Annotated in this window: 12 protein-coding genes; 5 read left to right on the top strand and 7 right to left on the bottom strand. The window is 72.2% G+C overall.

The window, feature by feature from the left end; translation table 11 throughout:
* Positions 1 to 130: 130 nt before the first annotated feature.
* Positions 131 to 679, bottom strand: coding sequence for a hypothetical protein (locus tag ACIOGX_RS19620; protein WP_401915116.1), 549 nt, complete (start codon positions 677 to 679; stop codon positions 131 to 133).
* A 222-nt stretch (positions 680 to 901) separates the two neighbouring features.
* On the opposite strand from ACIOGX_RS19620, the gene ACIOGX_RS19625 reads away from it, so the two are divergent.
* Positions 902 to 1,702, top strand: coding sequence for a hypothetical protein (locus ACIOGX_RS19625; RefSeq protein WP_401914716.1), 801 nt, complete (start codon positions 902 to 904; stop codon positions 1,700 to 1,702).
* An 8-nt stretch (positions 1,703 to 1,710) separates the two neighbouring features.
* Here ACIOGX_RS19625 and ACIOGX_RS19630 read toward each other — a convergent pair whose 3' ends face one another.
* Positions 1,711 to 4,191: a PQQ-binding-like beta-propeller repeat protein gene (locus ACIOGX_RS19630; RefSeq protein ID WP_401914719.1), complete on the bottom strand. Its 2,481-nt coding sequence runs from the start codon at positions 4,189 to 4,191 to the stop codon at positions 1,711 to 1,713.
* Positions 4,192 to 4,314: 123 nt separating this feature from the next.
* On the bottom strand, positions 4,315 to 5,232 hold the full coding sequence (locus ACIOGX_RS19635; protein ID WP_401768150.1) for a VOC family protein: 918 nt from the start codon (positions 5,230 to 5,232) through the stop codon (positions 4,315 to 4,317).
* A 269-nt stretch (positions 5,233 to 5,501) separates the two neighbouring features.
* On the opposite strand from ACIOGX_RS19635, the gene ACIOGX_RS19640 reads away from it, so the two are divergent.
* From ACIOGX_RS19640 to ACIOGX_RS19650, 3 genes are all read left to right on the top strand, one after another.
* A complete protein-coding gene (locus ACIOGX_RS19640; RefSeq protein WP_129768954.1) occupies positions 5,502 to 6,149 on the top strand; it encodes a TetR family transcriptional regulator in 648 nt (215 codons plus the stop codon).
* Positions 6,150 to 6,494: 345 nt separating this feature from the next.
* Complete coding sequence (locus tag ACIOGX_RS19645) at positions 6,495 to 7,166, top strand: pyridoxal 5'-phosphate synthase (protein ID WP_401914722.1); 672 nt, start codon at positions 6,495 to 6,497, stop codon at positions 7,164 to 7,166.
* Positions 7,167 to 7,266: 100 nt separating this feature from the next.
* Positions 7,267 to 8,436: a flavin-containing monooxygenase gene (locus ACIOGX_RS19650; protein ID WP_401914725.1), complete on the top strand. Its 1,170-nt coding sequence runs from the start codon at positions 7,267 to 7,269 to the stop codon at positions 8,434 to 8,436.
* 146 nt (positions 8,437 to 8,582) lie between these two features.
* Here ACIOGX_RS19650 and ACIOGX_RS19655 read toward each other — a convergent pair whose 3' ends face one another.
* The 3 genes from ACIOGX_RS19655 to ACIOGX_RS19665 all read right to left on the bottom strand — a co-directional run bounded on the left by ACIOGX_RS19655 (position 8,583) and on the right by ACIOGX_RS19665 (position 12,071).
* The gene (locus ACIOGX_RS19655) at positions 8,583 to 9,068 is read right to left on the bottom strand and encodes a DUF5707 domain-containing protein (protein WP_401914728.1); all 486 of its coding nucleotides are present in this window, start codon (positions 9,066 to 9,068) and stop codon (positions 8,583 to 8,585) included.
* A 160-nt stretch (positions 9,069 to 9,228) separates the two neighbouring features.
* A complete protein-coding gene (locus tag ACIOGX_RS19660; RefSeq protein WP_401914731.1) occupies positions 9,229 to 10,587 on the bottom strand; it encodes an MFS transporter in 1,359 nt (452 codons plus the stop codon).
* A 146-nt stretch (positions 10,588 to 10,733) separates the two neighbouring features.
* A complete protein-coding gene (locus ACIOGX_RS19665; RefSeq protein WP_401914734.1) occupies positions 10,734 to 12,071 on the bottom strand; it encodes an MFS transporter in 1,338 nt (445 codons plus the stop codon).
* Between the two features lie 89 nt (positions 12,072 to 12,160).
* Between ACIOGX_RS19665 and ACIOGX_RS19670 the strand changes: the two genes are divergently transcribed.
* On the top strand, positions 12,161 to 13,207 hold the full coding sequence (locus ACIOGX_RS19670; RefSeq protein WP_401914737.1) for a GlxA family transcriptional regulator: 1,047 nt from the start codon (positions 12,161 to 12,163) through the stop codon (positions 13,205 to 13,207).
* Positions 13,208 to 13,444: 237 nt separating this feature from the next.
* Here ACIOGX_RS19670 and ACIOGX_RS19675 read toward each other — a convergent pair whose 3' ends face one another.
* Positions 13,445 to 13,918 (bottom strand): ATP-binding protein, encoded by a 474-nt coding sequence (locus tag ACIOGX_RS19675; RefSeq protein ID WP_356515141.1) that lies wholly within the window; start codon positions 13,916 to 13,918, stop codon positions 13,445 to 13,447.
* Positions 13,919 to 14,428 lie beyond the last annotated feature (510 nt).

Raw genomic sequence — 14,428 nt, forward strand, 5'->3', positions numbered from 1 at the left:
GCCCGGGGCGGGGCCCCCCCCCCCCGGGGCCCCCCCCCCCCGCCGCCCGCCCCCCCCCGGGGGGCCCCCCCCCCCCCCCGGGGGGGGGGGGGGGGTGGCCCCCCGCCCCGCCTCTCTCGTCCCCCACGCGTCAGCTCTGGACGGTCGCCACGCACTCCCGTACCCGCGAGACCTGCTTCGGGCTGTCCATCGGGACCCTGACCGTCGTCGTCTCCCCGCCCTCCAGCTCGACGTTCGCGTCGCCGAAGTCGACGACCGAGCCGGAGGCGTCCTCGAACCTCACGTCGACCTCGTAGGTGTCCGTCAGGCCGGACTCCGCTGTCACCCGCACGGTCGCGTAGGTGACGGCCTTCCGCTTGCCCTTCGCCTTGCGGACGCAGGTCACGACCCGCGCCTCCGGACCGTCCGTCGCCGTGGCCGCGGGCGTCGGGTCGCCGTACGAGCTGCCGGACGAGCCGTAGTCGTCATCGGAGCCGTAGTCGGAGTCGTCGTCCGCGTGCGAACCCGAGTACGAACCGTTGCTCTTCTTGGAGTTGGAGCAGCCTCCCCCGCCACCACCGCCGCTGCCGCCACTCGATCCGCGGCTCTTGCCGCTCTTGCCGCCCGTGGAGGACGAGAACCCCGTCAGGGCCAGCACCACCACGACCAGTACAGCCGCGATTTTCAGACGTCGACGCATCACGTTCGAACCACTCCCCCGTTGTACTCGGGTACTCACTCACCCGATGGCCCAGGGGCCGCGCTGCCCATGGACCTGTCAATAGCGCGCGACACCCTAGCAGTTGGGGCGCGGGCGCCCCCGGCCACGTGGCGGACGCCCGGCGGTCGCGTGGCGGGGGCCGGACACGCGGCGTAGCGTCGCCAGCGGAGCACGCTCACGCACCGCGAAGGAGGGCCGGCGATGGTCCGCAACATCCTCGGCTCGCTGCTCGCTCTCATCGGAGCGGTCGCCGCCGTCCTCGGTCCCTTCCGTCCCTGGTACGACGGCAAGGAGGGGAGCGACTACCCGGTCTCCGACCTGTTCAACGGCATCTCGGGCAGCGGCGCCCACGTCTTCTACTCGCTCGCGCTGCCCTTCTTCTTCGCCGCCCTGCTCACGCTGTTCGCCGTCGTGCTGCGTTCGCGGATGTTCGTGGGGCTGGCCGGTCTTGTCGTGCTCGGCTTCACGGTCCTGTGGATGGTGCGCCAGGGCCAGTCGGCGGACGGTCTCGGTGTCAGCGCCAACGGTTCGGGCCTGGGCACCGGCGTCGCGTACGCCCTCGGCGGCGGGATCCTGCTGCTGCTGGCGGCGCTGGTGATGAGCGGTCGCCTGCGCCGCGCCCGGCGGGACCGCGAGCCCCGCTACGACTACGAGCCCCCGAATCAACAGCAGTACCCACAGCAGTACCAGCCCCAGCCGTACCAGCCCCCGTACGACCAGCGGTACCAGCCCCAGTACGAGCAGCCGCGGTACGAACAGCCCCGGCCACAGCCCCAGTACCAGCCTCCGTACGAGCCCTCGCAGCCGTACGACCGGTACGGATACGAGCGGTACGGGTACGAGCCCGAGCCGCCGCGGACCTCACCCCCGGAGGAGTGGTCCCGGCACGACGGCGACACCCAGTCGCTCCCCCGGATCTCCGACGAGCCGTGGAGCCCCAGCTCCACACCGCCGGAGGGTGTGCCTCCCGAGGAACCGCCCGAGACCCCCCGGCCACGCTGACCGGCTCGTCATCTCGACGCGCGCCCCGTCGCCGTCCCCTTCACCGCGTCCAGCGCGTACACACAGCGGTCCTTGCTGCACGCGTACACCACGCCCCGCCGCGCCACGGGCGAGCCGGTGATCTCGCCGCCCGTCGCCAGCTTCCAGCGCAGCTGGCCGCCGCTCGCGTCGAGCGTGTAGAGGACATGGTCGGCCGAGCCGAAGTGCAGCCGGCCGTCGGCGACGACCGGCGCGCCGATGACCTCGCCGCCCGCCGCGAAGCGCCACTTGGGCGTGCCCGTCACCGCGTCCAGCGTGTACAGCGCGCTGCCGCTGCCGACATGGATGTTGCCGTCCGCGACCAGCACCGGTTCGATCGACTGCCGGGACTCCGTCGCGATGCGCCAGCGGTCCTTGCCGGTGGTGGCGTCCAGCGCGTAGACCGTGCCGAGATAGTCGGCCAGATAGACACCGCCGCCGGTCACGGCCGGTCCCGGCGCGAAGGCCGGCGGGGAGAGGAAGACCGCGGGCGCCTCGAAGTGCCAGCGCACATGGCCGCTGACCAAGTCGATGGAGAGCACGCGCGTACCGGCCGAGACATACAACTGGCCGTCGGCGGCGGGCCGTACCCGCACCGGCACGCCCCCGCAGGAGGCGGCGTCCCCGACGGGATACGACCACAGCTCGGTGCCCGTGCGCGCGTCCAGGGCGAGCAGCCGGGCGTCCTTCCACACGTACACCGTGCCGTCGTGGATCACGGGCCCGGCCTCCGGCGTCTCGAAGTCCGTCTGGGCCCCGGCGGTCTCCCACAGCTTGTCGCCGTTCGACGCCTCCCACGCCTGGACGCCGCCGCCGCGCGTGCCGGTGACGACCGTGCCCCGGTCGACCTTCAGGGAGTACACCCAGGCGTCCGTCTGGAGCCGCCAGCGCTCGGTGCCGTCCGCGCCGTCGAGCGCGTACAGCGTCGGCCCGTCCGAGGCATGGATCCGGCCTCCGGCGACGGCCATCGCCCACGCCACGTCCCGGGTCTTGAACTGGCGGCGTCCGCTGGCCACATCGAGCGCGTGCACCTCGAAGGAGGTGACGTACAGCAGATCGCCGTCGACGACCGGTGTCCCCCAGACGTCGTTGGACATCCGGAACCGCCAGGGCCGCCAGCGGCCGGGAGCGCCCTCGGGGGGCTGGGCCGGTGAGGGCACCGGCGGGGCGGCCGGGGCGGGCGCGTGGCCGGTGGGTCCCTCCGCGCCGTTCAGCCCGGCGGGCGGGCGGATCCAGCCGGTGGCGGGGCCCGCGTCGGCGCCGCCGACGCCGACGCGCGTGTCCGCGACCCGGGGGCCTGGACCGATCGGCACCGGCGAGCCGGGCAGCCTGACCGGCCCGTCCTGGGGCGCGGAGCGGGGCGCGTGCGGCAGGGCGGGCGGCGACATCGCGGGCGACGGCTCGGACCGGCCCCCGTGCTGGTTCTCGTTCCCGCCGCCGCCCCGCCGCGCCGGGCCGGGCCGCCACGCGGCGTCCCAGTCGGGGCCCGCCTGCGCGGGCACCGGTGGCTCGTGCGCGGGTCTGGGCGGTACGGGGGCGACGGGACCGGCGGGCCGTACGGCGGGCGAGGGGCCCCGGCCGCCGGCCCGGCGGCGCTCGATCATCGCGGTGGCGAGATCCGGCAGCCACGCCGACGCGGTGCCGCTGTCGTCGCTGCCCGAGGCGAAGAGATGCGGGGCCAGCTGGGCCTGGAGGTCGGCGGGCGAGGGCCGCTGCGAGGCGTCCATCTTCATGCACGCCTCGATGAGCGGTCGCAGCTCCTCCGGCAGCCCCGCCAGGTCCGGGCCCTCGCGCAGCAGCATGAAGACCGTCTCGACGGGGTTGGCGCCATGGAAGGGAGCGTGTCCCGTGGCGGCGAAGACGAGCGTCGAGCCGAGCGAGAAGACATCGCTGGCGCCCGTCACACTGCGCGAGTCGCGGGCCTGCTCGGGCGACATGTACGCGGGCGTGCCCACGGCGACATTGGTCATGGTCAGCCGGGTGTTGGAGACCCCGGAGGCGATACCGAAGTCGATGACCCGGGGCCCGTCCTCCACCACCAGGACATTCGACGGCTTCATGTCGCGGTGCACGAGGTTGGCGCCATGGATGGACTGGAGCGCCTCCGCGATCCCCGCCGCCAGCCAGCGCACCGCCTGGGCGGGCATCGGACCGCACTCACTCACTATTTCTTCCAGCGAGGGGGCGGGCACATACGCCGTCGCCAGCCAGGGCACGGCGGCCCGTGGATCGGCGTCCACGACGGCCGCGGTGTAGAACCCGCTGACGGCGCGGGCGGCCTCCACCTCTCTCGTGAAGCGGACCCGGAACAACTGGTCCTCGGCAAGCTCGGTGCGCACCGTCTTGATCGCCACCCGGCGGCCGGACGCCGAGCGCGCGAGATAGACCAGCCCCATGCCGCCGGCTCCGAGCCGCCCGAGCACCTCGAAAGGGCCGATACGCCTCGGGTCGTGCTGCGTCAGCTGCTCCACTTGCGTGCCACCTCCCCGTACGGGCCACAACGGTACGGCCCCGTGCCCCCTGATTCTTCCTGTCGGAGGCGGCGGTTGCGAACCCGGGGGCGGATCGGGGTGTCTCATCCCGATCCGGACACTTCATGCGCTTTCCGGCTCCGCTTCCCGTTCCGGCCCGGGTCCCGCGTCCCGCTCGGACCCCTCCGCCGCGCGATCCTCCGCCCCCGGTCCCACCCCTGTCACCACCGCCCCTTCCGGCCCCGGCGGGCGCTCCGGCTCACGCGTCGGCTCGGCCAGAACGGCGAAGTACGCGCCCTGGTTGTCCAGCAGCCCCGCCATCCGTCCGTAGTCGATGTCGAACGGAGGTGCGGTGATCCGGCCGCCGAGCCGGACGACCGCCGCCGCCGTCTCGTCGCAGTCGTCGACCGAGAAGTAGCTGAGGAAATGACCGGGCAGCTCCGCCGGGAACGCGTCCGTCATCACACTGCGCCCGCCGATCGCGCCGTCCGAGCCCGGCGCGGAACCGGCCGGGGACCACAGCCGGAAGTCGACGCCGTCCCCCGGGAGGTCCTTCCCCCGGAAGCCGAAGACCTTCTCGTAGAAGGGATCGACGCTCTCCTTGTCCCTCGTGTAGACCTCTGTCCAGCAGAAGGATCCCGGCAGGCCCGTCTTCTCGAAGCCCAGGTCCTCGCTCACCTGCCAGAGCCCGAAGACCGCGCCCGCGGGGTCGGCGGCCAGCGCCATCACGCCGAACCGTCCGACGGTCAGCGGCTCCCGCACCATCTGGCCGCCGCTCGCCCTGATCCGCTCGCTGAGCGCGTCGGCGTCCGGGGTGGCGAAATAGACGGTCCATACGGTCGGCATCCGGCCGTCCCGCTTGGCGATGAGGCCCGCGACGCGCTTCCCGCCGCTGAACGCCACGGTGTAGTGCCCCTCGTCCATGCCCCTGGCCCGGCCGAAGGTCCAGCCGAACAGCTCCCCGTAGAAGCGCTTGCCCGCTTCCAGGTCGGGGAGAGACACATCCACCCAGCACGGCGTGCCTTCCGCGAATGCGTCCATGTCCCGGACTCCTTCCGTATGGATAAATAGAACAATTGATTCATTATCGCAGCGTGAACCCGCCACCACCCCGAGTTATCCACCGAAGTTGTCCACAGGCTGTTGATAACACTATTCAAGCCCGCGCCCGCGCCGCCCGCCTCCCGGATCCACGCGCGCCCCCCGACGACGTCCGTGCCGACGCCAGTGCCGGACCCACCGCGCGATGGCCGGTTCCCCATTTGCTTCGGCCAAATCGCGCTGGGATCACCCCTCGGTAAGCTGACTGCATGACAGGACAAGTGCGCACCGTCGACGGCCGCGTGGCTGGTCGACGCGGGCAGGCGACGCGGCAGAAGCTGCTCGACTGCCTCGGCGAGATGCTCAGCTCCTCGCCGTACCGGGACGTCAAAGTCATCGACGTCGCCCGCAAGGCGGGCACGTCACCCGCGACCTTCTACCAGTATTTCCCGGACGTCGAAGGCGCCGTCCTCGAGATCGCCGAGGAAATGGCCAAGGAGGGCGCCGGGTTGACCGGACTGGTCTCCGGCCGCTCCTGGGCCGGCAAGGCCGGCTGGCAGACGTCCGAGGAACTCGTCGACGGCTTCCTCGACTTCTGGCGCAAACACGACGCCATCCTCCGGGTGGTCGATCTGGGCGCGGCGGAGGGCGACAAGAGGTTCAACAAGATCCGTATGAAGATCCTGAACTCCGTGACCGGTTCCCTCACGGAGTCCGTGAAGGAGCTTCAGTCCAAGGGCAGGATCGACAAGGACATCAGCCCGGCGGCGCTGGCGGGCTCGCTGGTCGTGCTGCTCGCCTCGGTGGCCTCGCACCAGAAGGGCTTCCAGAGCTGGGGCGTGAAGCAGGCCGAACTGCGGCCGACGCTCGCCCAGTTGGTCCATCTGGGCATCACGGGCAAGAAGCCCGCGAAGTAGCGCGCCGCCCGGCGGCACCAGCACGAACAGCAGGACCAGCACAAACAGCAGGACCAGCAGGACCAGTACGACCAGCAGGAACCTCAGGAACCGCACGCACCGCGTGAACAGCGGCGCCAGCCGCACCGAGCGACCACAGCGGTACCCCGACTGACGTAACCCGCGGAAGCGGGCCGGCGCATGGGCCGGCGGTCACGTACACACGTACGACGTGCCCCGCCCCGTTCTGTCACGCCGGCGGCAGCAGCCGTTCCACCAGCGCCCCGATCAGCGCACCGGCCTCCTCCGCCGGGAACACCCCCGAAAGCGTCAGCCGCTCCACCACCAGCCAGTTGAATGGTCCGCATGGACGACGACCGGCGACAAGAGACCTTCCGCGCCCTGCTGCGCGCCCAGCCCGTCTGGGACACCGACCTGCCCGTGTTCGATCCGGCGGACGCGCCCGACGAGCCGCTGCCGCTGTTCCACCGCTGGTTCGCCGAGGCGGTGGCCGCCGGCCAGCCGGAGCCGCACACGATGACGCTCGCGACCGTCGACGATCAGGGCAGGCCCGACGTCCGGACGCTGATGCTGCACGACGCGGACGCGCACGGCTGGCACTTCGCCTCGCACGCGACCAGCCGCAAGGGCCGCCAGCTGGCCGCGCGCCCCGAGGCCGCGCTCGGCTTCTACTGGGCGGCGCAGGGGCGTGCCGTACGTCTGCGGGGCGGGGTCCGCACGGCCGGCGCCGAGGAGAGCGACGCGGATCTGCGGGTCCGCTCGACGGGAGCGCTGGCCTCGGCGCTGGTCGGGCGGCAGAGCGAAGTCCTGGGTTCGGCAGGGGAGTTGGCAGAGGCGAGCGCGGCGGCGTGGGACCGGGCGCGGCGGGAACCGGACGCGGAGGCGCCGACCTGGACCGCGTACACGCTCGTGCCGGACGAGGCGGAGTTCTTCCAGGGCGACGCGCGCCGACAGCATGTACGGCTGCGCTACCGGCGCGAAGGGGCGCTGTGGGTACGGGAGTTGCTCTGGCCCTGAGCCGGCGTACGCCGCCGTACGCCGGATGTGATCGATTCGCAACCCTTTCCTTGTCTTGACCGAGTCCCAACAAGTGAGGTTCCGATTACGCTCAGCTTTCATGCCCGACGATTCCGACCGCGCCCACAGCCTTCCCGTGTACGTCATCGGCGCGGGCCCCGGTGGGCTCGCCGTAGCAGCCGCGCTGCGCGAACAGGGCGTACGGGCCGTCGTACTGGAGAAATCCGACGCCGTCGCGGCCTCCTGGCGCCGCCACTACGACCGGCTGCGGCTGCACACCACGCGCCGGATGTCGGCCCTGCCCGGTCTGCGGATCCCGCGTTCCTTCGGGCGCTGGGTGCCCCGCGCGCAGCTGGTGCGCTATCTGGAGAAGTACGCGGAGCACCACGGCCTGGACGTCGTCACCCGGGTGGAGGTCACCCGGGTCGAGCCTGCCCCCGACGGGACCGGCTGGCTGCTGCGGGCGACCGGCGGCCGGGAGCTGACCGGCCGCGCCGTCGTCGTGGCCACCGGCTACAACCACACGCCGAGGCTGCCGTCCTGGCCCGGCCGTGAGTCGTACGGCGGCGAGCTGCTGCACGCGGGCGAGTACCGCAACCCCCGGCCGTACGAGGGCAAGGACGTCCTGGTCGTCGGAGTGGGCAACACGGGCGCGGAGATCGCCGTGGACCTCGTCGAGGGCGGCGCGGCGCGGGTGCGCCTCGCGGTCCGTACCGTCCCGCACATCGTGCGCCGCTCCACGCTGGGCTGGCCGGCGCAGGCGACCGCCGTGCTGGTCCGCCGGCTGCCGGTCCGGCTCGTCGACCGCGCGGCGCGGGTGCTGGGCCGGATCTCGGTGCCCGACCTGTCGGCGAAGGGGCTGCCGCGCCCGGACACGGGCCTGTACTCGCGGGTGCGCGAGGGCGCGATCCCGGTGCAGGACGTGGGTCTGATCAAGGCGGTGCGCAAGGGCCGGGTCGAACCGGTGGCGGCGGTCGATTCCTTCGAGCCCGGCAAGGTCGTGCTGGCGGACGGCTCCCGGATCGCCCCCGACGTGGTCATCGCGGCGACCGGCTACCGCCGGGCCCTGGAGGACCTGCTGGGGCATCTGGACGTACTGGACGAGCGGGGACGGCCGGTGGCCCACGGCGGCCGTACCCCGGAGCGGGCGCCGGGCCTCTACTTCACGGGCTTCACCAACCCGATCAGCGGGAACCTCCGCGAGATGGCGAGGGACGCGCGCGCGATAGCGAAGGCCCTGGCCTCCTCCCGGACGGCGTCTTCTCGTTAGGCCCTGTCGGCTCGTCAGGGCCCGTCGGCTCCCGTCAGCCCGTCGGCTCCCGTCAGGGCCCGTCGACTCTCGTCAGGAGCCCGTCGACTCCCGTCAGGCCCTGGAGCCGTGCCCTCTCCCACGCACGAGGGGGCACGGCGGCGGGGTCAGCGCGGGACGCTGAACGTCGCGGCCTCGGGCACGAACGCCGTGTCCCCATCCTTGGCCGTGGCCAGCACGGAGACGTTCCAGATGCCCTCGGGCAGCTCGGCGGCCTCCCTGGGCGTGACCTTCAGGGTGTAGGTGCACGCGGAGGTCCGCGCCGAGGACTTCTCGCACGTGGCGCTCTCGGCGGTCGCCACTTCCGCGGCCGTCGGCTTGAGGTCCGAACTCTTCGGCCAGGCAAGGACCTTGAGGCTCCGGACCCCCGAGTCGTCGGTCACCTTCGCGGTGAAGGTGAGCGAGCCCGCGGCGCCGCCGGCGGGGGCGACGTAGCGGGCCGCGCTGTTCTCCACCGTCGGCTTGGCGGGCGCGGCGGCGGACGGAGTGCCGGACGGGGTGCCGGACGGGCCGGCCGACGCGACGCCACCGAGGGCGACACCGCCGAGAGCGACGGCACCGACAAGTGACGGGACGACGATGCGCTGGAACATGGAGATCCTCCTCGGAACGGACATCACACGGATCAGCGGCCGCAGGTGATCGGCCACCGCACGGAACGGGAACAACCGGTCGCCGATTGCGTTCCGTGATGTGATCGAGCCTATGAGCGCGGATCCGCGCGGTCCTCGGGCTCCAGGATGATCAGCTTCTCTAACCAGGGATGGAGCCGGCCACGACCGGCCTGCGCCTGATCACCAGCGCCATCAGCGCCGCCGCCGCGCACAGCGCCCCCGAGGCGTACCAGACCACGTCGTACGAGCCGAAGACATCCCGCGCCAGACCGCCCGCGAAGGCGATCACCGCCGCGCCGACCTGGTGCGAGGCGAGGACCCAGCCGAAGACGATCGCGCTGTCCTCGCCGTAGTGCTCGCGGCACAGGGCGATCGTCGGCGGGACGGTGGCGACCCAGTCCAGGCCGTAGAAGACGATGAAGAAGATCATCGGCGGATGGACGGAAGGCGCCAGCAGCATGGGCAGGAAGAGCAGCGAGACACCGCGCAGCGCGTAGTAGACCGCCAGCAGCCTGCGGGCCTCGAAGCGGTCGGTGAACCAGCCGGAGGCGATCGTGCCGACCACGTCGAAGACGCCGATCACCGCGAGCAGCGAGGCGGCGGCCGTGATCGGCATGCCGTGGTCGTGCGCGGCCGGTACGAAGTGGGTCTTGACGAGACCGTTCGTCGAGGCGCCACAGATCGCGAAGGTCCCGGCGAGCAGCCAGAACGGCCCGGTGCGCGCCGCCGAGATCAGCACCGACACCGCGCGCCGCGCGGCGCCCGTCACCGGTGCGGGCTTGGGTACGAACGTCTCGGCGCCGTACGCGGGCAGGCCGACATCCGCCGGGTGGTCCCGCAGCAGCAGCCAGACGAACGGGACCACCGCGAGGGCGGCCAGCGAGACCGTGACGGCGGCCGGGCGCCAGCCGTGGTGCTCCACCAGCCAGGAGAGCAGCGGCAGGAACACCAGCTGCCCCGAGGCGCCCGCAGCGGTGAGGATGCCGGTGACCAGACCGCGCCGCGCCACGAACCAGCGGTTGGTCACCGTCGCGGCGAAGGCGAGCGCCATCGAACCGCTGCCGAGACCGACCAGGACGCCCCAGTACAGGACCAGCTGCCAGGCCGCGGTCATCCATACGGTCAGGACGGAACCGACCGAGATGATGGTGAGCGCGACGGCGACGACCCGGCGGATACCGAAGCGGTCCATCAGCGCCGCGGCGAACGGCGCGGTCAGTCCGTACAGCGCCAGGTTGACCGAGACGGCGAAGCCGATCGTGCCGCGCGACCAGTCGAACTCCGTGTGCAGCGGCTCGATCAGCAGACCGGGCAGTGAGGCGAACGCCGCCGCGCCGATGATCGTCACGAACGTGACGGCGGCGACGAACCACGCCCGGTGGACACGCCCCGGGGTGCGGGGCGCAAGCGGCGCGGCGGGCTCGTGCGGCACGGACGGGTCGGGCGCCTCGGCGCCGTTCGAGGAGAGGTCGGTTGTCTGGGTCACGTCAGACAGCATCGGGGGGCGTCACGCCGCCGACGAGTGGCCCGGCGGTCAGCATTCGCTGGGATCGGGCCACCTCCTCGCGCCGCCCTCCCGCCGCCCCACCACATCTGCCGTCACTCCGCTCACTGCACCCGCTCCATTCACTGCACCTGCTCCACTCACTCCACCCGTTTCAGGCCCCGGATCGCCGGTACGGCCAGCAGCACCGCGCACACCCCCACGTTGATCACCGCCCCGGCCACCAGCACTTCCCGTACCCCCACCGCCTCCGCGACCGGCCCGGCCAGCGCCCGCCCCACCGCCAGCATGATCAGCGAACCCGCCACGTCGTACGCGTGCAGCCGGTTGAGCGCCTCGTCGGGGATCTGCGTCTGGACCGTCGTCGACCACATGACCAGCCAGAACGCCAGCGACACACCCCCGACGAAGAAGCCCGCGGCCAGCAGCGGCACCGGCACGTCGTACGCCAGGACCAGTACGTTCGCGATCACCCCGAACAGCGAGAGCGCGCCCGCGAACAGGGGTCTGACCGGCCGCAGCCGCATCGCCAGCAGCCCGCCCGCCACATTGCCCGCGCCATGGACCGTCATCATCAGACCGAACATCGCCGAGCTGTGCCGCTCGGTGACGACGACCGCCTCCAGCGGTGTGATCGGGCCGAGCACCGTGATGCCGTACACCGACCAGACGGCGATGACCCCCCACAGCCAGGACCTGGCCCGGAACTCGCGCCAGCCGCCGAGGAGTTCGGCGAGCATCGACTCACCGGTCACCACCGGCGCGACCGACGCCATCCGGGTCAGGAAGAGACAGATCCCGCTGATCCCGAAGGTCGCCGCGTTGACCCCGAAGATCAGGCCGGGCCCGCCGAAGCCGGCCAGCGCGCCCGCGATCGCCGGGCCCGCCATCGCGGTCAGCGACTCCGCGACCCGCAGCACCGCGTTGCCCCGCTGCACATCGGGCGCGAGCCGCGGGAGCATGCTGGCCACCCCCGGCTGGAAGATCGCGGCGCCCAGGCCGTTGAGCGCGCTGAGCGCGTAGACGAGCCAGAGCGCGGGCGCACCTGAGGCGAAGGCGACGGCCAGCACCGCGGTGCCCACCAGTCGTACGCCGTCCGCCAGCACCATCATCCGGCGCGGGGTGAACCGGTCGGCCAGCACTCCCCCGACGATCACGAACCCGGCGAAGCACGCCATCCAGGCGCCGAGCGCGAAGCTGACGGACGACGCGCCGTACCCGGCGTCGAGCAGACCGGCGGCGAGGGCGACGGGCACCATGCCGTCCCCGAAGCGGGCGATGGTACGGGCGAGGAAGAAGAGCCGGAAGTTACGGTTCCAGAGGGTACGGACGGCCCCTTCCGGCCCTTCCGGTGCCGCTGCGGCCGGGGCTTCGTGCGGATGGGCGGTCGGGGCTTCGTGCGGATGGGCGGCCGGTGCTTCGTACGGATGGGCGGCCGGTTCGGGAATGCCCGGAGCCACCGTGCGCTTTTCTGTCACAGACGCGACTGATATCAAGTAATGGTCTGGACCACCAGGGTCCATCCGGGGAACGGACCACCAAGACCGGAGGACAGGAGAGCCCCACCATGCCGGACCGCCGCCCGCACCGGGTCGTCGTTCTCGCCCTCGACGGAGCGATCCCCTTCGAACTGGGCATTCCCCAGCGGATCTTCGGCCGCGCGCGTGACTCCTCCCGCGAGCCGCTGTACGAGATCGTGACCTGCTCGGTCCGGGAACCGGGGCCGGTACGGACCGACGCCGACTTCTCGATCCTCGTCGAGAACGGCCCCGAGACGCTCGCGACCGCCGACACGGTCGTCATTCCCGCGTCCTACGAACTCGGCCCGGTCTTCGACGAGGGCAGGCTCACCGACGAACTCCACGCCGCGTTCGCCCGGCTGCGCCCCGGCACGCGCATGGTCTCGATCTGCACGGGCAGCTATGTGCTGGCCGCCGCCGGTTATCTGGACGGCCGCCCCGCCACCACCCACTGGTCCTCCGCCGCCCACTTCCAGCGGCTGTTCCCGCGGGTCAAGGTGGACGCGGACGTCCTGTTCATCGACGACGGCGATGTACTGACCTCCGCGGGGGTCGCCGCCGGGATCGATCTGTGCCTGCATATCGTCCGGCGCGATCACGGCACGGCGGTCGCCAACGAGGTCGCGCGGCGTACGGTCGTCCCGCCGTACCGGGACGGCGGCCAGGCGCAGTACATCGAACGCCCGGTCCCCGAACCGCAGCTGGCGACCACCGCGACCGCACGCGGCTGGGCCCTCACGCGCCTCCACGAACCGATACAGCTGCGGGACATGGCGGAGCAGGAGTCGATGTCCGTACGGACGTTCACGCGCCGCTTCCGCGAGGAGGCCGGGATCAGCCCGGGGCAATGGCTGGTGCTGCAACGGGTCGAACGGGCCAGACACCTGCTGGAGTCGACGGATCTGTCGGTCGATCAGGTGGCGCGGGACGCGGGGTTCGGCACGGCGCAGTCGATGCGGCAGCATCTCCAGTCGGTGCTGGGCGTTCCGCCGACGGTCTACCGCCGTACGTTCCGCGCGGGAGCGGGAGCGGGTACGGGTACGAGTGCGGGTGCGGGTGCGAGAGCGGGTGCGGGAGCGCGCGCGGACCGTTGACTACGGGCCGGTACGTACAGGGGCGTTCAGGAGCCGGATGACGGGCGCGCACGCGCCGCGCCGCCGTCCGCCATCCGGCTCACCCCGGCGTACGGGCTCCGAGGACCGGCGCCGGGCCACGAACCGCACTCGCCGAGGACACGGCCCGCGCCCTCGGCGTCCCCTCGCGGCGGATCGCTCACCCCAGCGTGATCACGCCGGAGTGCCCCGTCAACGGCGATTCGGGGGATCGGCGCGTCACGCCGGCCGCGGCACAGCGCACGAGGGCTCATAGACGGCCGGGGCATATGCTTTCGGCGCTACCCCCGGCGCGCTTCTGTCGACCTCGCACCAGATGCGCTTGCCCGCGCCTTCCGGCTGCCAGCCCCACCGGTCGGCCAGTCCGTCGACCAGTTCCAGACCGCGGCCGTTGGTGTCCTCGCCGTCCGCGTGGCGCGGACGCGGCGGGCAGGCGCTGGCATCGGCGACCTCCACCCGTACGGTCCCGGCCTCGGCCGCGCCGGAACCGAAGAGCATCCGCAGCACCGCCGGACAGCCGGTGTGCACCACGGCGTTGGTGACCAGCTCCGAGATGAGCAGGATCAGCGTCTCGGCGACCGGCTCATCGTCCTCTATGCCGGAACCGGCCAGCCTGGAACGGGCCCATCTGCGGGCCCGCCCCACCTCCGCGGGATCCGGCCCGACCTCCAACTGAACCTGAAGCACCTGCACCGCTCACACCATCCGAACCGGCGGACACATCGCCTCGCGCCTCGACAAGGTCCTCAACAGAGTCACAAGAGTCTCAAGAGTTACGGAACGTGATTTCCTTGCGAGACAGCATGGTTGACGTACAGTCACCGCAACAAGCGCTTCGGGCATATTCCAGCGCGAAGGAGTACGCGTAGTGCATACTGTGCGACGCGCGTCGCGGGGAGTCGAACACGGGCGCGCACGGCGCCCATGTACCGCGCGAGCGGCGCGCATTCGCGATCCCGGAGCCGCCGTACCGGCAGCACCGCGACCGTCGCGCCTCGCAACCTCTCGCACCCCACGGAGCGTACCGGAGGCCGGACGCGACTCCGGCGTGTGACGGCCCGCCGGCAGGACACAACCCGGTATCGGCCCCGGACGGCACGTTCCGGCCACGGACGGTGACGCATCAGAGCGCTGAGGCCAGAGCTTTCCCCTTCCACGGGAAGGGAGTTACCGGGCGAGTCGCCGGGGTGAGCAGCCGGGGCG

This window comes from Streptomyces sp. NPDC088147, from assembly GCF_044741565.1.
Classification (GTDB): domain Bacteria; phylum Actinomycetota; class Actinomycetes; order Streptomycetales; family Streptomycetaceae; genus Streptomyces.